Genomic DNA, 24,677 nt, shown 5'->3' with positions numbered 1-24,677 from the left:
TACTGTCTAAAATATATTTAAAAAAAACAGGTTTGACTGCCAGAAGACAACCAAACCTGTTTTTATTATTAATGAAGAGTCATTATTATTTCAATGACTCATCAATAACTTTAATTTTTTGCAAAATTAGTTCTAAGTCAGCCTTCAATTTATCAACTTTACGGTTGAGTTCGGTTAGTAAACTGCTACCTTTTTTTGATGTAGAAGTCAGGAACCCTAAGTTGTTTTCGTAAGTCTGGAGTTCATTCTTCATGTTCTCATAAATACGTGTAAGCCTTTCACGTTCTCTATAAAGAGATTGTGGACCATTTTCCTGGATATTATTGATATTCGAACGGAAATTGCTTAACTTCTTGTTTGATGCACTGATGTTGAAGCGATCGAATAGTTGGTCAATCAATCCATGATATTGCTTATACAATTTATCTTTTTCTTTGAACGGAACATGTCCGATCGTATTCCATTCTTTCATTAGTTCACGCACTAACGTACTAGCTTCGTCCATCTCCATATTTTCGTCAATGGAAGAAAGTTTTTCAATCAGTGCTTTCTTTTTCTCCATGTTCTCTACTTCAACGGAACGTTGTGAAGAAGTAGCTTTGTTCTTTTGTTCAAAGAAATAGTCACAAGCGGAGATGAAACGTTTCCAAATAGCATCCGAATACTTCTTAGCTACTGGTCCGATGGTTTTCCATTCTTTCTGAAGTTTGGTCAAAGCATCTGCTGTAGCTTTCCAATCGGTACTATCTTTCAAGGCTTCTGCTTTCTCACAAAGAGCTTTTTTCTTTTCAAGATTCTCGTTCATTCCTTCTTTCAGGCTTTTGAAAAAATCTCCTTTCTTTTTGAAGAAGTCATCGCAGGCATGACGGAAACGTTCGAAGATCTTCACATTCATCTTTTGCGGTGCAAAACCGATGGTTTTCCATTTGTTTTGTAAAGCGATTACCTCTTGAGTTTTGTTCTCCCAAGCAGAGAATGTTTTCAGTTCATCGTATTCGATTGCTTCTACAATCTCACAAATTACAGTCTTTTGATCCAGATTATTTTGCTCAGCTTCTTTCAATGATTCAAAATGCTGTTGATGACGACGGTTTACAGCTGTAGAAGCAGCCTTGAAACGATTCCATATCTCATCTCGCAATTCTTTGGCTACCGGACCTGTATCACGGAATTCCTGGTGCAACTTTTGAAGTTGGTGGAAGGCAGAAACTACATCTTCTTCATCGGCTAACTTTTCAGCGGCTTCGCAAAGATGAGTCTTGATTTCCAGATTTTTCTTGAAATCATATTCACGAAATTCGTTGTTCAGTTTCAGTAGATCGTAGAACTTTTCTACATATAGCTGGTAGTTCTTCCATAGTTCATTAACTTTTCCTTGTGGAACAAGTTTAGTTTCATTCCATTGCTGTTGCAGTTTCTTGAACTCTGTGTATGATTTGTTGGCGTCATCTCCTGATTCTACCAATTCTTTCAGTTCTTCGATAATGGAAAGTTTAACCTGCAGGTTTTCTTCTTTTTGGCGTTCAAGCTCGGCAGCCTGCATGCTTCTTTTCTCTCTGATAGCTCCCATCAGCCGCTTGAATTCATTTTCTTCCGAGTCTTCTTTAGGAACGAAATCTTCTAGAGCACCGCCATTCTCAATAAACTGTTTTTTGGCAGTTTCCATTTCGGCATTATGTAACTTGTAGAATGATTGTTTCAGATTATCGATCTCTTGCTTATTAGCATTGTCTGCATCTTGAGCAAGCTCCTTCAACCGCTTCAATATCTCTTCCTTAGTGGGAAACTTAGATGTTGTTTCAGGTTGAACTTCGGTAATAAAATCCTCAACCGGAGTTCCCGTAATTTCTTCAGAAACCTCGACTGTTTTCTTTTCTTCTTCTAATTCCCCTTGATTCAGAGGTAGATTAGTGTCATGAGCGTCCATCATTGTATATTAGTTTTGGGTCACAAATTAATGAAATAAAACGATTACTTCATACTATTTTGCTTGTTTTTTTTTATTTATCTTGTTTTTATGATAATAAAACCGTAATTCCCATGTAAAGCATCATTCCGATGATATCATTTGTGATGGCTATAAACGGTCCTGTCGCAATGGCCGGATCTATTTTGAATTTCTCAAGCGTCATTGGGACCAATGTTCCAAAAATAGAAGCAAACATTACTACAGCAAATAAACTGATTGATACAGAATAGGTGACTGTGGCTGTCGCTCCGAAACGGATAAAATTATAAGTATATACCAATAAGGAAATGATGGTCGCATTGATAAGTGCTACCACTGATTCCTTAGTAATTTGTTTGAATGTATTTTTAGCATCCAGAGAACTGTTAGCCAAACCTTGGACGATGATAGCGGAAGATTGGGTACCAACATTTCCTCCCGTACCACCAATAAGTGGGATGTATAATGCCATTTCCGGATGCGCTGCAAATGTAGAATCAAAATTTCCCAATATCATAGAGTTACCGATTCCACCAAGCATACCGATTAGTAGCCATGGCAGACGTGCCGTTGTCTGGCGAAGTACATTATCATCTGTTTCTACGTCCTGTGAAAGACCGGATGCTAATTGGTAATCACGTTCCGATTGTTCACGAACCTCATCCATGACGTCATCAACCGTAATTTGTCCAACCAGACGGCCTATACTATCAATGACGGGAATAGCTACCAAGTCATACTTTTCAATAGCTTGTACCACTTCATCAATGGGAGTATCCACATGTACTGATATAGGATCTTTCTGCATCACGTGTTTTACTTTTGATACAGAAGGAGAAGTGATCATTTTTTTTAGCGGGAAAATACCTCTCAGTCGTTCATCATCATCAATAACATATACATAATATATTTCGTCTAGTTCTTCTGCCTGTTGTCGCATCTCTTTCAGACATTCAGGCATACTCCAGTTCTCATTGACCAGCACCATTTCCGTACCCATCAAACCACCGGCTGTGTTTTCATCGTATTTCAGCAGATCAACGATGTCCCCGGCCTGTTCAATGTCTTCGATGTGTGAAAGTACTTCTTCCTGTTTGTCTTCGTCAAGTTCGCGCATCAGGTCTACGGCGTCATCCGTATCCATATAGTCTACGAATCGTTTGGCGATCGTTTCGGAAGGAAGAATTTCGAGGAACTCTTTACGAACGTCTTCATCCATTTCAACAAGTACATCGGCGGCGGTTTCGTTATCTAATAAACGATAAATAAATCGGGCCTCTTCCGGATTCAGGTCGTTACATAATTCAGCGATGTCGGCAGGGTGAAGATCGATTAAGAGTTCTTTTACCTTGTCGGCGTCCTTTTGTTCAATAAGATGTTTTACATTATCTATATATTCCTCATTCATATCAATCAAGAATTAAAAATGGAGAATTAAGAATTTGCTTCCGGAGTATTTGTTGCTTTTAAAGCAGCTTCCACCCGATTGGTCAGATTGATGAATTCTTCTACTGATAGTTGTTCAGGACGTTTATTGAATACTACATCTTCCGTCAAAGGACAATCTTTGCCAAGAATCGGTTTAATGGAATTACGTAATGTCTTACGTCGCTGATTGAAAGTTGTTTTCACTACTTGCTTGAATAGTTTTTCATTGCATCCCAGCTCTTTTGTTTCGTTGCGAGTCATGCGGATGACTGCACTTTTCACCTTAGGAGGTGGATTGAATACATGTTCACTTACAGTAAATAAATATTCTACTTTATACCAAGCCTGTATCAATACGCTTAGGATACCGTATGTTTTACTACCCGGTCCCGCAGCAATTCGTTCTGCTACTTCTTTCTGAATCATTCCTGTACAACAGGGAATGATATCTTTGTTGTCCAGCATTTTAAAAAATATCTGGCTGGAAATATTGTAAGGGTAATTACCTGTCAGAACAAAAGGTTGTCCATCGAACAGTCGGTGCAAATTCATTTTCAGGAAATCGTCTTCAATGATATGATCTTCTAATGACGGATAAGCCTCACGGAGGTAAGCCACCGATTCATAGTCTACTTCCACTACTTTTAGTGGACGATCTTTCTTCACCAGAAACTGTGTCAATACTCCCATACCCGGTCCTACTTCCAGAATAGGTAATTCGGGAAAAGTATCAACCGTATCAGCAATATCCTGTGCAACTTTCAGATCTTTTAGAAAGTGCTGTCCGAGAAACTTTTTAGGCTTTACTAATTTCATTTACCAACTAAATAATTACTTTTGCAGTTGACAAAGGTAATTCTTTTAAATGAAGAATAAAGAATTAAGGATGAAGAAACTATTAAAAAAGACACTAGAACTGGTATTACCTATTGTTTTAGGTGGCTTTATTCTATATTGGGTCTATCGAAACTTTGATTTTGCAGAGGCTAAAGAGATCTTGTTGCATGGTACAAACTGGTGGTGGATGCTCTTTTCCTTAGTGTTTGGGGTATTTGCACAGATTTTTCGTGCATGGCGATGGAGACAGACTTTGGAGCCTTTGGATGCATTTCCTAAAAAGAGTGATTGTGTAAATGCTATTTTTATATCCTATGCGGCCAGTCTGCTAATTCCTCGAATAGGAGAAGTGAGTCGTTGCGGTGTATTGGCAAAGTATGATAATGTTTCTTTTGCTAAATCATTGGGTACAGTTGTTACGGAAAGACTTGTCGATACTCTGACTATTCTTTTGATTACGGGAATTACTGTTTTGTTGCAAATGCCTATATTTGTTACATTTCTACATGATACCGGGACAAAGATACCTTCTTTACTTCATCTTCTCACTTCTGTATGGTTCTATATTGTTCTCTTTTGTTTTATTGGGGTGGCAGTGCTTCTGTATGCGCTGCGAAAAACTCTCTTTTTTTATGAACGTGTAAAAGGTTTTGTTCTGAATATTTGGGAAGGTGTGATGTCTTTGAAAGGAGTACGTAATATTCCTCTTTTTATATTTTATACATTAGCCATTTGGGGGTGTTACTTTCTTCATTTCTACTTTACATTCTACTGTTTCTCGTTTACTGCTCATTTGGGGATCATGGCGGCCTTGGTCATGTTTGTCGGTGGTACGTTTGCCGTTATTGTTCCTACTCCTAACGGGGCAGGGCCATGGCACTTTGCTATCATTTCGATGATGATGCTTTATGGAGTAAATGTAACAGATGCGGGAATATTTGCTCTGATTGTGCACGGGATTCAAACCTTTTTAGTAGTTTTGTTGGGCATATGTGGTTTGGTAGCCTTGCCGCTTACCAATAGACAGCGAAAGTAATCACTTAATAAATTATTTGTTATGAGTACAATTCTTTCTTTAGCTCCGCAGAATGTGTGGAAGCATTTTTATTCATTGACTCGGATTCCTCGTCCATCGGGACACATGGAAAAGGTTACTGAATTCTTAATCAACTTTGGGAAAGGTCTGGGATTAGAATCCTTTGTAGATGAAGCTGGAAACGTAATCATTCGTAAACCGGCAACTCCAGGAATGGAAAACCGGAAGGGTGTGATTCTACAGGCGCATATGGATATGGTTCCACAAAAGAACAATGATACAATACACGACTTTGAAAAAGATCCTATTGAAACGTATATTGACGGCGACTGGGTGAAGGCGAAAGGCACGACTTTGGGTGCTGACGACGGACTTGGGGTAGCAGCTATTATGGCTGTATTGGAATCGAAAGATTTGAAACATGGCCCGTTGGAAGCTTTGATTACCAAAGATGAAGAAACCGGTATGTACGGTGCTTTCGGATTGAAGCCGGGAACATTGAACGGAGAAATTCTGTTGAATCTTGATTCTGAAGATGAGGGAGAATTGTATATTGGTTGTGCAGGCGGTATGGATGTTACTGCTACTTTAGAATATAAAGAAGTAGCTCCTGAAGAAGGAGATATTGCTATACAAGTGACGTTGAAAGGTTTGCGTGGCGGACATTCCGGATTGGAAATTAATCAAGGTCGTGCGAATGCAAACAAATTACTGGTTCGTTTCCTGCGTGAAGCTGTAGCTTCTTATGAAGCCCGTCTGGCAAGTTGGGAAGGCGGTAATATGCGTAATGCCATTCCTCGTGAAGCGCATGCAGTTATTACAATTCCCGCAGAGAACGAAGAAGAACTTCTTGGTTTGGTGGAGTATTGTGAGGATCTTTTCAATGAAGAATTTTCTGCAATTGAAACACCTATCAGCTTTAAGGCTGAACGGGTAGAGCTTCCCGGCGGTGAAGTACCTGAAGAAATCCAGGATAATTTGATTGACGCTATTTTTGCTTGTCAGAATGGGGTAACACGTATGATTCCAACAGTACCTGACACAGTGGAAACTTCTTCCAATCTGGCTATAATAACCATTGGTGGAGGGAAGGCTGAGATTAAGATTCTTGCCCGTAGTTCCAGTGATAGTATGAAAGAGTATTTAACTACAAGTCTCGAATCTTGTTTTTCTATGGCAGGAATGAAGGTTGAAATGACAGGAGGATATTCCGGTTGGCAACCAGATATTAATTCACCGATACTTCATGCCATGAAAACTTCTTATAAGCAACAGTTTGGTGTAGAGCCTGCTGTAAAAGTAATCCATGCCGGTTTGGAATGTGGTATCATTGGTGCTATTATTCCGGGATTAGATATGATTTCTTTCGGGCCGACATTGCGTTCACCGCACTCACCGGATGAGAGAGCTTATATTCCGACTGTACAGAAGTTCTATGATTTTCTTGTTGCTACTTTGGAGCAGACACCGATGAAGTAGTTTTCTATTATATTATCATTATCCTATTTATGTAGATAGGTATAAAAGATAAAAAGGCGCAGATGATATGCTTTCTGCGCCTTTTGTCGTATCTGTACTATCAGCCTTAGTTGTAATTCAATTCAACCTCTTGATTACTAATCCGGTTGATACAAATCAAGAAATGTGCTATAAAATATAAACATGTCTCTTTTTGATGTTCAAGGTATAAACAAAGACTCTGGTTCTTGTGTTGAGGAACATATATTAGGAAAGGATAACAAGATGAAAAGGTCGGAAGGGTGTTCAATTACATCAGTAGGACTAACGTAATTATTGAGGGATAAGTTGCTTTAAACAGACTTTCTTTATGAAGAGATTTAGTTTTTCGCTTTTCGAGAATTAGTAATTTTATAAGGTTTAAAGATTATGGCAGAGAAAATGAGTTCTTTATTGATAAGAATCATCACCGAAATAGGTCGCAATGAATTATTTCAATGGGGATATATAATTGAAAAGTGAGATAAGATCCACTAAGTAATCATTGAGTGAGGATACGTTTTGAGGATGTGATCCTCATTTTTTTAGCTAAAAAGTATAAAATATTAAACTTTATTTCCTTACTTTGTTATTCATAGGTTAGTTATCTATTGAATTAAAATGGAAAAGATTATGAGAATAGGCTGGATTGGTATGATCATGCTGCTATGTTTGGGATGTATTTCAGGCATACATGCACAGACTTTCGACAAATTGTGGAAGCAAGTAGAACAGGCTGAGAAGAAAAGCCTGCCGGAGACTGTGATAAAGCTGACAGATGAAATCTATCGGAAAGGTGAAATGGAGAAGAATTCTCCGCAAATGCTGAAAGCTTATATGTGGCGCATGAAGTATCGGGAAAGAATTACTCCAGATAGTTTTTATGTTAGTCTTAAAGGACTTGAAGAATGGGTAAAACATACCGATAAACCCATGGACCGTGCTATTCTGCATTCACTACTTGCCGGGATTTATGCGGATTATGCAGCAAGAAATCAATGGTCCCTTCGACAGCAAACAGATATTGTAGGAGTGGTTTCTGCTGATATGCTCAATTGGACAGCGAATATATTTGTTGATACAATACAAACTCATATCCGGAAAGCGATGTCCGATTCGGTATTATTGCTTAAAACTTCTTCACGTACCTACATTCCTTTTATAGAATTGGGTGAAACGAGTGAATATTATCATCATGATATGTACCATTTGTTGGCTTCCCGTAGCATTGAAGCTTTGTTGAGAGTGCAGTATCTGGATAAGCAGAAGAATGTAAAACAACATATTTCCAGTCTTTATGATAATATGCTTTCTGCCTATCGGGAGAAAGGGGATGAAGAGAGTTATGTGCTGACTTCTTTGAACTTTCTGAAATGGAAATACGAATCGAATTATTCATTTTATCCTGTGGTAGATAGAGCGGCTCCTTATGTTCTGGCAGAAGATCCGTATATGATAGACTTGAATAAATTGGCTGCTGATTATAAAACGCTGGATATTTGTGCCGAAGTGTTGTTGGCAAAAGCTAATTTGATTCTTGAAAGGCAACAGCCACTTGCTGCATTGCAGACCTGTGAAGAAGCTATTCGCTTGTATCCTGATTACCGTAGAATCAATGCATTGAAGAATCTGCGGGAAGAAATTTTGGCTCCTTTCTTATCTGTCAGTACGGTGAAAACTGCTTTCCCGGAGCAAGAGATGAAGATCAAAGTTTCGCATAAAAACCTGGATGGTTTTACTATTCGTATTTATCGGGAAAAGAAGTTCGTATCCGAACAACATTATTCAGTGATACGACCAGAGAATTATCAGTCTCAAGATACAACTTTCACTTTCAAAGCTCCGGGAGTAGGTAAGTATGTAATGCGTATTGTTCCCGATGTCCGTGCTAAAAAAGAAATTGAGAAAGAGTTTAATGTTACTCATTTTTATGTTTTGACTAGTGAATTACCCAAAGAACAATACGAAGTCATAACATTGGATGCGCGGACAGGACATCCTATTTCGAATGCGCAGGTTACTCTTTACAATAATAAGGATGTAGCTTTGCAGGTGTTTACGACGAATGAAGAAGGGAAAGCTATATTCCCCTGGAAGTCTGAGTATAGCTATCTGATAGCTACTAAAGGGGAAGATACTTTTATGGAGAAGAAAGATATCAGAAACGGATTTTTCAGATCTCCTGTTATGAATGATACGATGGAAAAAGTTATTCTATTAACTGATCGTTCTCTATATCGTCCCGGCCAAACTGTTTATGTGAAAGGGATTGCTTATGCATCCAAGCTGGGTACTGCTTATGTGCTTTCTGATAAAGAATATACAGTCTCTTTGCAAGATAACAATAATCAGGAAGTGGGCAAACGGACTTTACGTACCAATGAGTTCGGTTCGTTCACAACAAGCTTTACCTTGCCTTTGGCTTGCTTGAATGGAGACTTCCGATTGATAACTCCGGTTGGAGAAACCAGTATTCGTGTGGAAGAGTATACGCGTCCGACATTTGATATTACTTTTGAGAAACAGGAAGGAGATTATCATTGGGAGACAAAGCAGAGATAAAAGGGAAGGTCCAATCTTATAGTGGCGTCCTTTTACGAGATCTTCCGGTGAAATATACCATAAAACGTTCAGCTTACAGTTTCTGGCAGTTGAGGATGAATGATCTGATAGCATCCGGTGAAGTGACAACCGGTGCTGATGGAGTATTTACAATACCGGTACAATTGGAAGGTGATACACTATACAATAACGGTAGGGGAAACTACTTTAGTTATTTGATAGAAGTAACCGTTACGAATGCCGCAGGTGAGACACAGACATCTACAAAAGTCATTTCTGCAGGAGATACTTCATTGTATTTAAGAACATCTTTAATGCCGAAATCATGTAAGGATGAACCAATCAAACTTGATTTCTATGCTTCTAACCAAGGTCAGCTTGTTGATGTAGAAGTTACATATCGCTTGTATCGTGCCAAAGATAAGTCGATGAAGCAATTGGAAGATACACCAATCATTGCCGGAACCGCTGCTTCTAATAAAGAAATATCCCTCGATTGGAAGGATATTCCTTCGGGGCCCTATGTGTTGAAGATATCAGCAAAAGACGATCAGGGTAGAGAAGGAAGTGCAGAAACAAGTACAATCCTTTATTCTGTTCATGATAAACGACCGCCTATTCAGACTCCGGACTGGTATTTTAAGAGTAACACTGAGTTTGACGCCGCACATCCGGCTGTATTTTATTTCGGTACATCAGAGAAAGATGTCTGTGTGATGGTTGATGTATTCAGTAACGAGGCATTGCTAGAAAGTAAAGTATTGCATTTATCCGATTCCATTGCTCGTTTTGAGTATCCTTATCAGGCGAGTTATGGTGATGGAATTGCTGTAAATATATATATGGTAAGAGATGGACAAGTTTATCAGGAAAGAGTCTGGCTGACGAAACGTTCATTAGATGAAAAATTGAATATGAAATGGGAGGTCTTTCGTGATAAGTTACGTCCCGGACAGACAGAGGAATGGAAACTGACGATTAAGAATCCTCAGGGAAAAGGTGCGGACGCAGAGATGCTTGCAACAATGTATGACGCTTCTTTGGATAAGATATGGAAGCAAAGGCAAATGTTCAATGTACTCCATAACCGGAATTTTATAAATATAAGCTGGATGGGTAATTTTACTTCCTCTATTTGGTTTGAATATGAGTGGGATAAAAAGCTGTTCAAAGTACCTTCATCCGAATATGATCACTTTGTGATAGTACCATCCTCATTAATTCCAGCGGCACCGGGGCAGGGTGTTGGGGAATTCTGGATAAGAGGAATTGCATCTCCAGCACAACAGAACAGAGCTAAATTTTCAAAGAAAACGACAGGAGCAGTGCTGGAAGAATCGGTTGTAACTGCTCGAAGCAGCAGTTTAAAGGATGCTCTCGCAGGAAATGTTCCGGGAATATTGGAGGCAGAGGGAGAAACTATCTCTCCGGTGACTGATAATGTCCGTACCAACCTTGCCGAAACAGCCTTCTTCTATCCTCAACTCCGTACCAATGAGCAAGGAGAAGTTTCTTTCTCATTTACTATGCCCGAGAGTCTGACTCGTTGGAATTTTCGCGGATATTCTCATACGAAGAATATGATGTTGGGGACATTGGATGGAGAAACTGTAACCAGCAAAGAGTTTATGCTTGTTCCCAATCTTCCGCGTTTTGTACGTGTAGGAGATAAGACTTCCATTGCCGCTTCTATTTCTAATATGACTGGAAAGGTGCAATCGGGAACGGTAAGTATGATTCTCTTTGACCCGATGACGGATAAGATAGTAAGTACCCAGCAACAGGAATTTAAAGTCGAGGCAGGAGCGACAATCGGTGTAAGCTTCCAGTTCACAGTAGACGATAAATATACTATCTTAGGTTGCCGCATGGTAGCTGATAGCGGAACGTTTAGTGACGGTGAACAGCAATTGATTCCCGTACTTAGTGATAAAGAACATTTGATTGAAACCCTTCCAATGCCTATACGCGGAGAAGAGACTCGTACTTTCTCACTCGATAGTCTTTTCAATCACCATAGTGCAACGGCTACAGACCGTAAGCTGACGATTGAATTTACGGGTAATCCGTCCTGGTATGCTATTCAGGCATTACCTTCATTGAGTCTTCCTACCAATGATAATGCTATTTCCTGGGCGAATGCATACTATGCAAATACATTGGCTGCTTACATCATGAATAGTCAGCCTCGTATCAAAGCTATATTCGATAGTTGGAAATTGCAGGGGGGAACGAAAGAAACGTTCCTTAGTAATCTGCAAAAGAACCAGGAAGTGAAGAATATCCTTCTTTCCGAATCACCTTGGATACTTGAAGCGCAAACGGAAGAACAACAGAAAGAACGTATTGCTACCCTGTTTGATCTGAATAATATTCTCAGCAATAACTCTGCTGCTTTGAGGAGGCTGCAAAATTTGCAAAACGGTGATGGAGCATGGTCGTGGTATAAAGGTATGAACGGAAGTTTATATGTCACTACCTATATCATGGAATTATATGCCCGCTTGTTTATGCTTACAGGTGAGAAACCGACCGAATTAGCTTTAGCGATGCAGCAAGATGCTTTCATCTATCTTCATAAATCAGCTTTAAAAGAATATAAAGCTACTCTCGAAGCGCAGAAAGCAGGGATGAAAATGACAGGCCTTCCAGGTAATATGCTGGACTATCTGTATCTGATTGCGATTTCAGGCGAAAAAGTTCCTGACGCTAACAAGGCTGCTTATGATTATTTCCTGTCCAGAGTGGGGGGATTGCTCTCATCTTCTTCAATGAAGATGAAAGCTCTTGCAGCTGTCGTGCTTGATAAGGCAGGACGTAAGAAAGAAGCACAAGAGTTCATTGCTTCCTTGAAAGAGCATTTGACAAAGACAGATGGACAAGGTATGTCTTTTGCTTTCAATGAAAATCCGTTTGATTGGGGTGGCATGAAGATTCAAACTCATGTTGATGTTATGGAGGCGCTGGAACTCGTTGGTGGTAATGAAGCAATTGTAGAAGAAATGAAGTTTTGGTTGCTGACACAGAAGCAAACTCAACAATGGAAATCTTCGGTAGCCAGTGTTGATGCTATTTATGCGTTGCTGATGAAAGGAATGAACCTTCTCGATAATCAGGGCGATGTCCGGATAACAATAGCTAACGAAGTGTTGGAAACTATTTCTCCGAGTAAAACAACTGTTCCTGGATTGGGATACATTAAGCGTTCGTTTACTCAAAAGAACGTGGTTGATGCTCGTTCCATTAAGGTACAAAAGCGAGATCAGGGTATTGCATGGGGAGCAGCTTATGCCGAGTATGAATCACCGATTCGTGATGTGAAGCAGCAGGGTGGAGCGTTGAATGTACAGAAACGATTGTATGTAGAGCGTATCGTAAATAAAGTACCCCAGCTACAGCCTGTTACAGAAAAAACAAACCTTCAGGTAGGCGATAAAGTGGTTTCCCGTTTGAGTATTCGTGTTGATCGTCCGATGGACTTTGTACAGTTGAAAGATCAACGTGGCGCATGTTTCGAACCGGTTGGCAATATTTCTGGATATCGTTGGGATGATGGCATTGGCTATTATGTCGATATCAAAGATGCTTCTACCAATTTCTTCTTTGATCATTTGGGAAAAGGAACCTATGTATTGGAGTATAGTTATTATGTCAGTCGTGAAGGAACTTATGAAACGGGTCTGGCTACCATACAATGTGCGTATGCACCGGAGTATGCATCACATTCAGCTTCAACGATGGTGGTAGTGTCATCTTCTGAGAAGTAGGGCTGCTATAGGTTTTCAAACCTGTAAAGTGATTAAAGTATAATAAATAAACTATTAAAGTGAGGATAATGTTTATGAGTGTTATCCTCACTTTTTATATATCACAGAATGTATTGTCTCTTACCACTATAAGGACTATATATTTAAAGCATGTTCATTAATAAACAAATTACTGTCTATTAATGATAAACTTTCCGTTCTCTAATAGTAATCTTTCTTTTTATAGAGCTTAAACTATAAATGAAACTTTTGTTTTTATACTTGCAAGTTTTAATTTCTCTTAATCAAAAGGAAGTTTATAATAGGGTAAGAATAACTTTTCTCTTAATATGTGACAACCAACAACCTATTAAACATTGTGAAGAATCAAAATAAACTCTAGGAGCTCCTCACTTCAACGATTATTTTAACTAAAAAGCTTAATTTTCTGAATTTAATTTCTTTTCTTTGTTAATCTAGAGTAAAACATTTATTAAAACTATGAAAGCACAATTTATGAAGCTAAGACAGATTGGCATGGGAATACTGCTATGTCTGATAAGTATCCCATGCGTACAAGCACAGACTTACAAAAAATTGTGGAAACAGGTGGAGCAAGCAGAAGAGAAAAGTTTGCCCGAAACTGTGGTAAAGCTGACGGATGTAATCTATCGGAAGGGAGAGAAAGAAAAGAATTCTCCACAAATGCTAAAAGCCTATATGTGGCGGATGAAATATCGTGATATAATTGTTCCTGATAGCTTTTATGTTGGTTTACAAGGTCTGGAGCAGTGGGCTCAACAGACAGATATACCCATGGACCGCGCCATTTTACATTCTTTGATTGCAGGAATCTATGCGGATTATGTAGATAAAAATCTGAGACAACTTCGTGAACGGGAAGATATTGTTGGAGAAGTTCCGGCAGATATGCGCGAATGGACAGAAAGAATGTTCATAGAAAGCGTCAAATTACATACTCGTAAGTCGATGGAGGATTCGGTATTGTTGCTGAAAACTCCTTCCTACGGTTATACTCCTTTTGTAGAGTTAGGTGAGACAAGTGAATATTATCATCATAATATGTATCACCTGTTGGCCTTTCGTAGTATCGATGCTTTAAGTAAAATCATGAGATTTTCCAGAGAGGAAAAAAAGATAAAACAGGATATTCTGAGACTTTATGAAAACCTATTTTCTGTTTATCAAAGGGAAGATGATAAAGAAGGCTATATATTAACCTACTTAAGTTATTTGAAACGCCAACGTCCGATGAATGAATGTGGGATTGATTCTCTGGCTATCAATGAGAAGAAGGGACTGGCAGGATTGGCTCAGCACCCGTATCTTGCAAAACTAAATAAACTGATTGAGGAGTATAAATCATTCGATGTTTGTGCCGAAATATATGTGACAGAAGTCGAGTATTTAATAGAAAAGAATCAATTGGCGATGGCTATGCAACTTTGCGATGAAGCTATTCAACTGTATCCCAAGTATCGTAGAGTGAATGACTTGAAGAATCTTCGTAAATCTATTCTACTTCCTTCTTTGGCAGTGTGGGCATTACAGGTTACTTTTCCGGGAGGAGAGACAAAAATCAGGGCTTCTCATAAAAATATAGATGGCTTTACTGTCCGGTTTTATCTGGCAGAGAAGTTGATGTCAGAGCAACATTATTCAGTCGTTCGTCCGGAAAATTATCTTGCTCAAGATACTGTTTTTACACTCAAGGTTCCTGAACAAGTGGGTAAGTACAGGATGTGTATTGTTCCTGACAACTCTGAAGTGGAAAACGTTGAGAAAGAATTGATAGTGACAAGGCTTAAGGTATTGACTCGTAGTATATCGGAAAAACAATTGGAGGTTGTGGTACTTGATATAAAGACGGGGCAACCTATTCCCAATGTGTGCATTACGCTTTATGACAAAGATGATAAAACTTTGCAGCAATTCACTACAGGGTTGCAAGGAGAGGTCGTGTTCCCTTGGAAATCAGCATATAAGTATCTGATAGCAACCAAAGACGATGATATTGCTATGTCCAAACAAGAAATTTACAAGGGTAGAGGTTTTGGAAGTAATACTGATAATAAAATAAGAGAAAATATCATATTACTGACTGATCGTTCCTTATATCGTCCCGGGCAAACTGTATATGTGAAAGGAATTGTTTACAACCAAAAGATGGATTCGGCTCATGTGGTTCCGAATAAAGAATATACAGTATCTTTAAAGGATGTCAATCATCAGGAAGTGGGGAAGAAGACATTGCAAACCAATGAGTTTGGTTCATTTACTACAGAATTTATAATTCCTTCTGTTTGTCGGAATGGTGATTTCGAGTTAGTTACATCGGCAGGAAGCCGAATCATTCGGGTGGAAGAATATAAACGTCCTACATTTGATATTACTTTTGAAAAGCAGCCAAATAGCTATCGATTAGGAGATGAAGTTCAAGTACAAGGAAAAGTACAAACTTATAATGGCGTTTTGTTACGGAATGCTACTGTTTCCTATAGTATAAGTTATTCAACTTATGAGGCTTGGACAGTTGTCGATCATAGGAATATTGCTTTCGGTGAAGTGATTACAGACAAGAGTGGTAGATTTAGTATTCCGGTACGATTGGACGGGAACAAATATTATGAGAATGATGAAAAGGTATACTATTGTTATGATATAAAAGTAGAAGTTAGGAATGCAGCCGGTGAGACTCAAACGGCTATTTATACAGTGTCAGCAGGAAGTCGTTCGATGAATTTAGAAGTTGCTTTGGCTGAAAAGAACTGTAAGGATGATTCGGTGAAACTCGTGCTTGAAACACAAAATTTGAATGGACAGTTAATAGAAGTCGGAGGAACCTATCGTTTATATCGTGTAAAGGATCAATCTAAAAATGAATTAGAGCAAACTCCGATAATAACAGGAACATTCATCTCCAACAGAGAAATGATGGTAGACTGGAAAAAAGTTCCTTCTGGGGCTTATAAGTTGAAAATGTCTGTCATTGACAATCGGGGCAAAGAAATGACTGCTGAAGCGAATACGGTTCTTTTCTCTAAAGATGATAAGCATCCGCCGATTCAAATTCCGATATGGATTTATGAACATGAAACGAAGTTTGATGAAACACATCCGGCTGTATTCTATGTAGGTTCATCGAATAGAGATGCTTATGTACTAATGGATGTGTTTGCTAATACGGGATTGTTGGAGAGTAGGAAGCTGAATTTATCTGATTCTATAGTCCGTTTTGAGTATCCTTATCAGTCAAATTATGGCGATGGTATTGTTGTAAATCTTTGTGTGGTGGAGGATGGAAAAGTACATCAAGGAAGTGTAAAACTAGTAAAGCGAAAACCAAATGAAAAGCTGACAATGAAATGGGATGTATTTCGTGATAGGTTGTGTCCCGGACAAAAAGAAGAATGGAAATTAACAGTCAAAACTCCACAGGGTAAAGCTGCTAATGCAGAAATGTTAGCAACTATGTATGATGCTTCGTTAGATAAAATATGGAGTAGGGGAATGAACTTTGGTTTGTATTATGGAAGGAATTTACCAAGTGCTTATTGGGATCACTATGCTGTTCAGGATAATTTGTTTCAGTATATAGGAAAAACTAATTATCTTAAAGTTTCGGCGATAGCTTATGATCATTTTGCGAACCAGCCGTCATCTTATTCTTTGGAGGAACCTTTTGAAGAATGTATGATATATGAGATAAATTATGCACCCTATGAAAAACGGAAGATGATATCTATGACAGGGGCGATATCAACTATAGATATTGCTAAACTCATGTCGGCACAATCAAAGAATGATAGTAATGTTTCCGTAGAGGAGGCAGGAATGCTACCTGAAACAACAGCAAATATTCGTACCAACCTTTCCGAAACCGCTTTCTTCTATCCGCAGCTTCGTACCAATGAACGGGGAGAAGTTTCTTTCTCATTCACAATGCCCGAAAGCTTGACGCGCTGGAATTTCCGCGGTTATTCTCATACTAAGAATATGATGTTGGGCACATTGGATGGAGAAGCTACTACGAGCAAAGAGTTTATGCTGACTCCTAATCTTCCACGTTTTGTACGTGTGGGAGATAAGACTTCCATTGCTGCTTCTATCTCTAATATGACAGGTAAGAAGCAATCGGGAACGGTGTGTATGATTCTTTTTGATCCGATGACAGATAAAGTGATAAATACTCAAAAGCAGGACTTTGCTATAAAAGCAGGAAAGGCGATTGGTGTGAATTTCTTGTTTACTGTAAGTGATGAGTATGAAGTAGTAGGTTGCCGTATAGTGGCCGATAGCGGAACATTCAGTGATGGTGAACAACAATTGCTTCCGATATTAACCAATAAAGAACATTTGGTTGAGACTCTTCCAATGCCTGTTCGTGGTGAAGAAACACGTATTTTCTCACTCGATAGTTTATTTAACCATCAAAGTGAAACAGTTACCGATCGAAGATTGACGATTGAATTTACCGGTAGTCCGTCTTGGTATGCTGTTCAGGCATTACCGTCACTGGCATTTCCAACGGATGATAATGCTATTTCTTGGTCTATTGCTTACTATGTGAATACATTGGCTGGTTGCATCATGAAGAGCCAGCCTCGCATAAAGGCACTATTTGATAGTTGGAAACAGCAGAGTGGGACCAAAGAAACCTTTTTAAGTAACTTGCAAAAGAATCAGGAAGTGAAAAATATTCTTCTTTCTGAATCTCCCTGGGTACTCGAAGCTCAAACAGAAGAACAACAAAAAGAACGGATAGTGACTTTGTTTGATTTAAATAATATTCTTAGCAATAACTCTGCTGCTTTGGCAAGGTTACAGAAATTGCAAGACTCCAATGGTGCTTGGTCGTGGTATAAGGGAATGAGGGGTAGTCGTTTTGTTACTACCTTTATATTAGGATTGAATGCTCGTTTGGCTATGCTGACTGGTGAAAAAACTGGTGGTATTGCTTTGAAGATGCAACGGACTGCTTTCAATTATCTCCATCAGTCTATTTTGGAAGAGTATAAGCAACATCTCAAGGCTCAAAAAGAGGATATGAAATCTATAAGTGTTTCAGGAAATATCTTGGATTATTTGTATCTGATTGCTATTACGGGAGAGGAAGTTCCTGTTGCCAATACAGAAGCCTACACCTATTACTTGTCCAAAGTCAGCGAACTACTTTCCTCTTCTTCCGAAGATGCGAAAGCTGTTGCCGCCATTGTATTGACTAAAGCCGGAAAGGTAGATGAAGCGCAAAAGTTTATTGCTTCTTTGAAAGAATATCTGACGAAGACGGACGAACAAGGTATGTTCTTCGACTTTAACGACAATCCATATACTTGGAGTGGCATGAAACTTCGTGCACATGTAACTGTAATGGAAGCGTTAAGTCTGGTTGGTGGTAACGATGCAACCGTGGAAGAAATGAAACTCTGGTTGTTGAAACAGAAACAAACCCAGCAGTGGCGCTCTCCTTTAGCCAGTGTGGACGCCATTTATGCTTTGTTGATGAATGGTACAAATCTTCTTGATAACCAAGAGAATGTACGAATCTCAATAGCCGACGAAACATTACAAACTACCTCTCCGGACAAGACGACTATTCGGGGATTGGGATATATCAAACGTACATTTACTCAGCAGAATATACTTGATTCGCGTACTATTGAAGTAGAGAAGAAAGATCCGGGTATAGCTTGGGGAGCAGTTTATGCTGAATATGATTCACCGATTCGTGACGTGAAACAACAAGGTAGAGAACTGAAGGTAAAGAAACAGTTGTATGTGGAACGTATGACGGTAACTAATACGGTTCAATTGGAACCTATCACAGACAAAACCGTTCTCCGGGTAGGTGATAAAGTGGTTTCCCGTCTGAGTATTCGTGTAGATCGTTCCATGGACTTTGTGCAACTGAAAGATCAGCGTGGTGTTTGCTTTGAACCTATTGGCAATCTCTCCGGCTATCATTGGAATAGAGGACTTGGTTACTATATCGATATCAAAGATGCTTCCACTAACTTCTTTTTTGACCGTTTAGTAAAAGGAAGTTATATTTTGGAATACAGTTACCGCGTGAGTCGTGAAGGGACATATGAAACAGGATTGGCTACTTTGCAATGTGCGTATGCACCTGAATATGCTTCACATTCTATTTCGATGCTGGTGACTGTGGAATAAAATTATCCTAAAGAACAACAAATGATTTAAGATAATCCTTTCAATCCGTTCATTATCTCATCTAAAACCCCTACATTTGTGCATCAAAATAAAAAGTATTATATGAAACGTCGTTTACTATCTATATTTTCTCTGTTTTCTATTGCATTGGCGGCTATCGCCCAACCCCGTATCTCTTCTAATAAAGAGATTCATAACTTTGGACAGATTGAATGGAAGAGTCCGGTAACAGTAGAATATATCATCACCAATACAGGCAATGAGCCTTTGGTACTGACTAATGTCACTACCTCTTGTGCTTGTTCGGTTGCCGATTGGACAAAAGAACCCATTGCACCCGGAGCAAAAGGAACAGTAAAAGCTTCTTTTGATGCAAAGGCATTGGGACATTTTGAAAAGTCGGTAGGAATTTATAGTAATGCCGAACCTCATCTGGTCTATTTGAAATTTGCAGGTGAAGTAGTAAAAGAAGTAAAAGATTTTACTAAGACTCATCCTTTTAAGATTGGGAATATTCGCATCGATAAAGATGAAATAGCTTTCTCAGATTTATATCGTGGAGAAAAACCGACACTCACCATAGGAGTTGTTAATTTATCGGATCGTCCTTATGAACCGATATTAATGCACTTACCACCTTATTTAAAAATGGAGAAGGAACCTAACGTTTTGTTGAAGGGTAAGAAAGGTATAATCAAATTGACACTGGATACAGAGCTTCTGCAAGACTTTGGACTCACACAATCTTCCGTATATCTTTCTCGTTTTGCGGGTGATAAAGTCAGTGAAGACAATGAAATTCCTGTTTCAGCGGTTTTACTTCCTAACTTTTCTCATATGACTGCTCAGGATTCATTAAATGCTCCTGTTATTCATCTTTCTGAGACGAACATAGATCTTAGTGAAGCGTTATTAAAAAAGAAGAAGGTAAGTCGCAATATTGTAATCACTAATACAGGAAAAACTCCGTTAGTCATCAGCAAATTGCAAGTATTCAATTCTTCTGTAGGAGTAAGCCTGAAAAAGACGGTCATTCAACCGGGGGCGACAACGAAATTGAAAGTAACTATTCATAAACGGGATGTGGGTAATAAGAAACATCATTTGCGTATCCTGATGATAACAAATGATCCATTACGCCCGAAAGTTGAAATAAATATCAAACGTTAATAATCACTGCTATGGAACATCCGGAAAATAGTGAAGAATATAAAGGATTGGTTGTCAATAAAGGTATCGAGCAACCTTCATCTGTGAATCCCTATTTGAAACGCAAACCGAAAAAACGTCAGCTTTCGGTGGCAGAGTTTGTAGAAGGAATCGTAAAAGGCGATGTTACTATTCTAAGCCAGGCTGTGACATTGGTAGAAAGTGTGAAGCCTGATCATCAGGCGGTTGCACAAGAGGTAATTGAAAAGTGTTTACCTTATTCTGGAAATTCTATTCGTGTAGGTATCAGTGGAGTCCCTGGAGCAGGTAAAAGTACTTCGATTGATGTATTCGGACTACATGTATTAGAAAAAGGAGGAAAGTTAGCTGTTTTGGCTATCGACCCGAGTAGTGAGCGTAGTAAAGGTAGTATTTTGGGTGATAAGACTCGTATGGAACAACTTTCTGTGCATCCTAAATCTTTTATTCGTCCTAGTCCTTCGGCCGGTTCTTTGGGAGGAGTTGCACGTAAAACTCGTGAGACAATTATTCTTTGCGAGGCTGCCGGATTTGATAAGATTTTCGTAGAAACAGTTGGAGTAGGACAAAGTGAAACAGCTGTTCACTCGATGGTGGATTTCTTTTTGTTGATCCAGTTGGCTGGTACAGGAGATGAACTACAAGGTATCAAACGTGGTATAATGGAGATGGCGGATGGTATTATCATTAATAAGGCGGATGGTGATAACCTTGAAAGGGCAAAATTGGCTGCCACTCAATTCCGTAATGCCTTGCATCTTTTCCCTGCTCCTGATTCCGGATGGACTCCACAAGTAATGACTTATTCCGGATTCTATAATATAGGTATAAAAGAAATCTGGGACATGATTGATCAATACATTGCCTTTGTTAAAGACAATGGTTATTTTGAATATCGTCGTAATGAACAGAGCAAGTATTGGATGTATGAAAGCATCAATGAACAACTACGTGACAGTTTCTATCATAATTCGAAGATTGAAACTATGCTTCAGGAAAGAGAGAAACAAGTGTTAGGTGGTAGTTTGACTTCATTTGTAGCGGCTAAAAGTTTGTTGGATACATATTTTGCAGAATTGAAGAAATAAAAAGTTATCGAGATACTTTCAGAGAATTTAATGATTAACTCTTAATACTACTATTTTGAAATTAACATTTGTCAATCTAGCATTAGTGTTGTGTGCTATTTTTTTCTTTTCTTGTGGTAATCAGAAAAGGAATGTATTTGCGGAATCTACGGATAACCAGGAAGATACAGTGTGGATAAGCATGGTTCCGACAGATACTATTGTTGAAAAGGATGCAATTAATTTAATTAAGGAATTTTACAAGGTGTGTCTGGCTGAACATCCTTCTAAATCATTGAAATCAGTTAATATTAAATTGACCAAGGGACTTATTGAAAAACTTGATAGAGTAAGGAAAGCAACGGATTGTGATCCAATTATACGTGCGCAAGATGTTAGTGACGATGTCCTTGAGACATTAACCGTAAAACATTTGAATGATAATTGGTATATGGTTAGCTATACGTGGGGGAAAGGTGGTGAATTTGAAAGTACGCAAAATATTCCTTTGAGAGTGACTAAAATTGATGGACAATATATGATTGATTATATTACTCCGATATGGAATGGTAGTCTTTATGGAGACAGTTTGTTATGTGATAACCCGGTGATACCGGCAATTAATACATCAGAACCTCTCTCATTTCTGAAAACTTTTTATGATGCCTACACATTGAAATATTGTAGTATGCCGGAAGGATTGGCAAGCCAACTTGCATCCATACGTACTGAATATCTTACACCAAATGCCTTGAAACAGTTTGATGCAGTTGAGAAGGAAGAGTTTCTGGAAAATAATGGGCATGGATATGATTTATTGATTCTTGATTTCGATTTTGATAATTTATCGCGTCCTTCTATTAAGATTACTCCAATAAATGAAGATACCTACCAAGTAAGTTTTGCGAAGAATAAAACTTTAAAAATTAAAGTTGTTAAGCAAGGACAAGAGTATCGTATTGATAGTATAACCAAGGATAAAGAATAGAAAAGTGTTTCATGCTTTGAAACCATTGGTTTCAATAGGATGAAACTAATGGTTCTATAGGGTGAAACTATTGGTTTCACTTATTGAAACTAAAAGTTTCACACCGAGAAACGAATAGTTTCACCCTATGAAACAGATTTTAGCTATATAGATTGAAAATACAGAGTGTGACGGATATTTTTCTCGTCACACTGCCATCACACTTTCCGTCACGCTGCTAATCATTAATATTTAGATAGTTGAGATTGAATTAGTGATGGTGACGGATTTTTTATGGAAAAAACTTATAGGAAGAGCTGAGAATTGTAAACTTTACAATTCTTTCCCTGCTTTTTCGAAATCTGCCCTTGACTTGCTCTGTGTTACAATATATACTCCTAAGAACACAAGTGCTATTGCAATTCCTTTCTGCCATCCGAAACTTCCAATTCCCATAATAATTGCAGCGATAGTAGCCACAATTGGCTGCATATAATTATACATACTAACTACTGTGGGACGAAGTAATTTTTGAGCAGTCATAATGCAGAGATAAGCGAGGAAACTACCTCCCAATACCACATAGAGCACTTGCAGGATGGCAATAGTAGAAATATTAGCCCATTGGATCGTAGAAATATCATAATATGAAAAAGGAATGTAACATATAGAAGCATAGATGAACATCCATTTGTTAATTGTCACAGCCGAATACTGCTGACTCAATCCTTTAAATACAGTCAGATAAATAGAAAAACTGATCTGTGCAACCAGGCAAAGCAAGTCACCAATAATACTTCCTCCACCATTATTTGCAGCCTGACTGCTCATAATAAGAATAAGTGCTCCCATTGCTCCCACGAAAATTCCTAGAACTTTCTTATTAGTGATCGGTTCTTTCAGATAAATAGCAGCTACAATCATAGTAACGATCGGTAAAGTAGTAGTAACAATAGAAGCGTCGATAGGTGATGTTAGCGAAAGTCCGAAAATAAATACTCCCTGATTGAACACCAAAGCGAATAAAGAAGCAAAGAATATTTTCAGCATATCACGATGATCCACGTGTTCCTGCTTGCAAAATATAGAAAGTATCCAGAATGCAACTGCTGCACCAACCATACGGAAAGTAGTTACTGAAATGGGTGAAAACTCCTGTAGAGCCGATTTCCCGATAGGAGACATCAATCCCCACATTACATTTGCTGTGAGTGCGAAAAGATGGCCTTGCAGGTTCTTGCTATTATTCATAACTTCTAATTGTTACCTTTATTGAAAACTGCTGCAAAGGTAACCAATTTATCGTTTGATTTGTTTATATTTGCCTTGATTAAAGTGGAATATTATGGAACAACAAGCCAATTATATCCGTCGTATAGAAATACAAGGTCTCTGGGATAGATTTGATATAGCCTGGGATCTGCGTCCCGATGTGAACATTCTCTCCGGTATCAACGGAGTAGGGAAGACGACGATTCTCAATCGTTCAGTAGATTATCTGGATCAGCTTTCCGGAGAGATAAAGAGTGACGGGAAGAACGGAGTACATCTGTTTTTTGATAATCCTGAAGCAACATATATCCCTTATGATGTAATCCGCAGTTACGATCGGCCTCTCATAATGGGAGATTTTACTGCGCGAATGGCAGATAAGAATGTGAAATCCGAATTGGATTGGCAACTTTATTTATTACAGCGCCGTTATCTTGATTATCAAGTCAATATAGGTAATAAAATGATTGAACTTCTTTCCTGTGAAAATGAAGAACAACGCCGGAAAGCCGCCACTTTATCTGTTGCAAAACGCCGTTTCCAAGATATGATTGACGACCTTTTCAGTTACACCCGTAAAAAGATAGATCGTAAACGGAATGATATTGCCTTTTATCAGGATGGAGAATTACTGTTTCCTTATAAACTTTCTTCAGGAGAGAAACAGATGTTGGTGATCTTATTGACAGTACTTGTGCAAAATGATAGTCACTGTGTACTGTTTATGGATGAACCGGAAGCCTCGTTACATATTGAGTGGCAACAAAAATTAATTTCAATGATTCGTGAACTGAATCCTAATGTGCAGATTATTCTGACAACGCATTCACCTGCTGTTGTGATGGAAGGATGGTTGGATGCTGTAACGGAAGTAAGCGACATAGCTGAAGTGTCAGCTCCAATGTCACCTTCACATAAGGAAAAGGGGTAAAAT

11 protein-coding genes and 1 pseudogene are annotated in these 24,677 nt (G+C 38.6%); 8 read left to right on the top strand and 4 right to left on the bottom strand.

Translation table 11 applies throughout. The features are described 5' to 3' along the window. Positions 1 to 85 precede the first annotated feature (85 nt). The 3 genes from EJF25_RS18200 to rsmA all read right to left on the bottom strand — a co-directional run bounded on the left by EJF25_RS18200 (position 86) and on the right by rsmA (position 4,192). Positions 86 to 1,930, bottom strand: coding sequence for a DUF349 domain-containing protein (locus EJF25_RS18200; RefSeq protein ID WP_125042258.1), 1,845 nt, complete (start codon positions 1,928 to 1,930; stop codon positions 86 to 88). Between the two features lie 85 nt (positions 1,931 to 2,015). After that, positions 2,016 to 3,356 carry a magnesium transporter gene (gene mgtE / locus EJF25_RS18195; RefSeq protein ID WP_025074771.1) on the bottom strand — a complete coding sequence of 447 codons (1,341 nt, stop codon included), beginning with the start codon at positions 3,354 to 3,356 and terminating at the stop codon, positions 2,016 to 2,018. 26 nt (positions 3,357 to 3,382) lie between these two features. After that, positions 3,383 to 4,192 (bottom strand): 16S rRNA (adenine(1518)-N(6)/adenine(1519)-N(6))-dimethyltransferase RsmA, encoded by an 810-nt coding sequence (rsmA, locus tag EJF25_RS18190; RefSeq protein ID WP_125042257.1) that lies wholly within the window; start codon positions 4,190 to 4,192, stop codon positions 3,383 to 3,385. A gap of 70 nt (positions 4,193 to 4,262) precedes the next feature. Between rsmA and EJF25_RS18185 the strand changes: the two genes are divergently transcribed. The 7 genes and pseudogenes from EJF25_RS18185 to EJF25_RS25120 all read left to right on the top strand — a co-directional run bounded on the left by EJF25_RS18185 (position 4,263) and on the right by EJF25_RS25120 (position 22,492). Beyond that, entirely contained in the window at positions 4,263 to 5,249 is a 987-nt protein-coding gene (locus EJF25_RS18185; protein WP_125042256.1) for a lysylphosphatidylglycerol synthase transmembrane domain-containing protein, read from the top strand. A 21-nt stretch (positions 5,250 to 5,270) separates the two neighbouring features. Beyond that, entirely contained in the window at positions 5,271 to 6,728 is a 1,458-nt protein-coding gene (locus tag EJF25_RS18180; RefSeq protein ID WP_125042255.1) for an aminoacyl-histidine dipeptidase, read from the top strand. Positions 6,729 to 7,379: 651 nt separating this feature from the next. Next, positions 7,380 to 13,075 (top strand): annotated as a pseudogene (locus tag EJF25_RS18175) (alpha-2-macroglobulin family protein). A gap of 495 nt (positions 13,076 to 13,570) precedes the next feature. Next, positions 13,571 to 19,249: an alpha-2-macroglobulin family protein gene (locus EJF25_RS18170; RefSeq protein ID WP_125042278.1), complete on the top strand. Its 5,679-nt coding sequence runs from the start codon at positions 13,571 to 13,573 to the stop codon at positions 19,247 to 19,249. 102 nt (positions 19,250 to 19,351) lie between these two features. Beyond that, positions 19,352 to 20,419, top strand: coding sequence for a DUF1573 domain-containing protein (locus EJF25_RS18165; RefSeq protein ID WP_125042254.1), 1,068 nt, complete (start codon positions 19,352 to 19,354; stop codon positions 20,417 to 20,419). Between the two features lie 11 nt (positions 20,420 to 20,430). Continuing rightward, entirely contained in the window at positions 20,431 to 21,525 is a 1,095-nt protein-coding gene (gene meaB / locus EJF25_RS18160; RefSeq protein WP_125042253.1) for a methylmalonyl Co-A mutase-associated GTPase MeaB, read from the top strand. A 55-nt stretch (positions 21,526 to 21,580) separates the two neighbouring features. Continuing rightward, complete coding sequence (locus tag EJF25_RS25120) at positions 21,581 to 22,492, top strand: DUF3828 domain-containing protein (RefSeq protein ID WP_200832940.1); 912 nt, start codon at positions 21,581 to 21,583, stop codon at positions 22,490 to 22,492. Between the two features lie 312 nt (positions 22,493 to 22,804). Here the strand turns inward: EJF25_RS25120 and EJF25_RS18150 are convergent, their stop codons facing one another. Next, positions 22,805 to 23,722, bottom strand: coding sequence for a DMT family transporter (locus tag EJF25_RS18150; protein ID WP_125042252.1), 918 nt, complete (start codon positions 23,720 to 23,722; stop codon positions 22,805 to 22,807). 94 nt (positions 23,723 to 23,816) lie between these two features. Here EJF25_RS18150 and EJF25_RS18145 point away from each other — a divergent pair, with 94 nt between their 5' ends. After that, complete coding sequence (locus EJF25_RS18145) at positions 23,817 to 24,674, top strand: AAA family ATPase (protein WP_125042251.1); 858 nt, start codon at positions 23,817 to 23,819, stop codon at positions 24,672 to 24,674. Positions 24,675 to 24,677 lie beyond the last annotated feature (3 nt).

Source organism: Bacteroides faecalis, assembly GCF_003865075.1.
Taxonomy (GTDB): domain Bacteria; phylum Bacteroidota; class Bacteroidia; order Bacteroidales; family Bacteroidaceae; genus Bacteroides; species Bacteroides faecalis.
This window is presented reverse-complemented; position numbering and strand designations above follow the sequence as displayed.

Excerpts from the sequence above, each read along its gene's own strand:
- mgtE (WP_025074771.1), bottom strand. The coding sequence starts at position 3,356 with ATGAATGAGGAATATATAGATAATGTAAAACATCTTATTGAACAAAAG.
- EJF25_RS18185 (WP_125042256.1), top strand. The coding sequence starts at position 4,263 with ATGAAGAAACTATTAAAAAAGACACTAGAACTGGTATTACCTATTGTT.
- EJF25_RS18200 (WP_125042258.1), bottom strand. The coding sequence starts at position 1,930 with ATGATGGACGCTCATGACACTAATCTACCTCTGAATCAAGGGGAATTA.
- rsmA (WP_125042257.1), bottom strand. The coding sequence starts at position 4,192 with ATGAAATTAGTAAAGCCTAAAAAGTTTCTCGGACAGCACTTTCTAAAA.
- meaB (WP_125042253.1), top strand. The coding sequence starts at position 20,431 with ATGGAACATCCGGAAAATAGTGAAGAATATAAAGGATTGGTTGTCAAT.
- EJF25_RS18145 (WP_125042251.1), top strand. The coding sequence starts at position 23,817 with ATGGAACAACAAGCCAATTATATCCGTCGTATAGAAATACAAGGTCTC.
- EJF25_RS18165 (WP_125042254.1), top strand. The coding sequence starts at position 19,352 with ATGAAACGTCGTTTACTATCTATATTTTCTCTGTTTTCTATTGCATTG.
- EJF25_RS18180 (WP_125042255.1), top strand. The coding sequence starts at position 5,271 with ATGAGTACAATTCTTTCTTTAGCTCCGCAGAATGTGTGGAAGCATTTT.
- EJF25_RS18170 (WP_125042278.1), top strand. The coding sequence starts at position 13,571 with ATGAAGCTAAGACAGATTGGCATGGGAATACTGCTATGTCTGATAAGT.
- EJF25_RS18150 (WP_125042252.1), bottom strand. The coding sequence starts at position 23,722 with ATGAATAATAGCAAGAACCTGCAAGGCCATCTTTTCGCACTCACAGCA.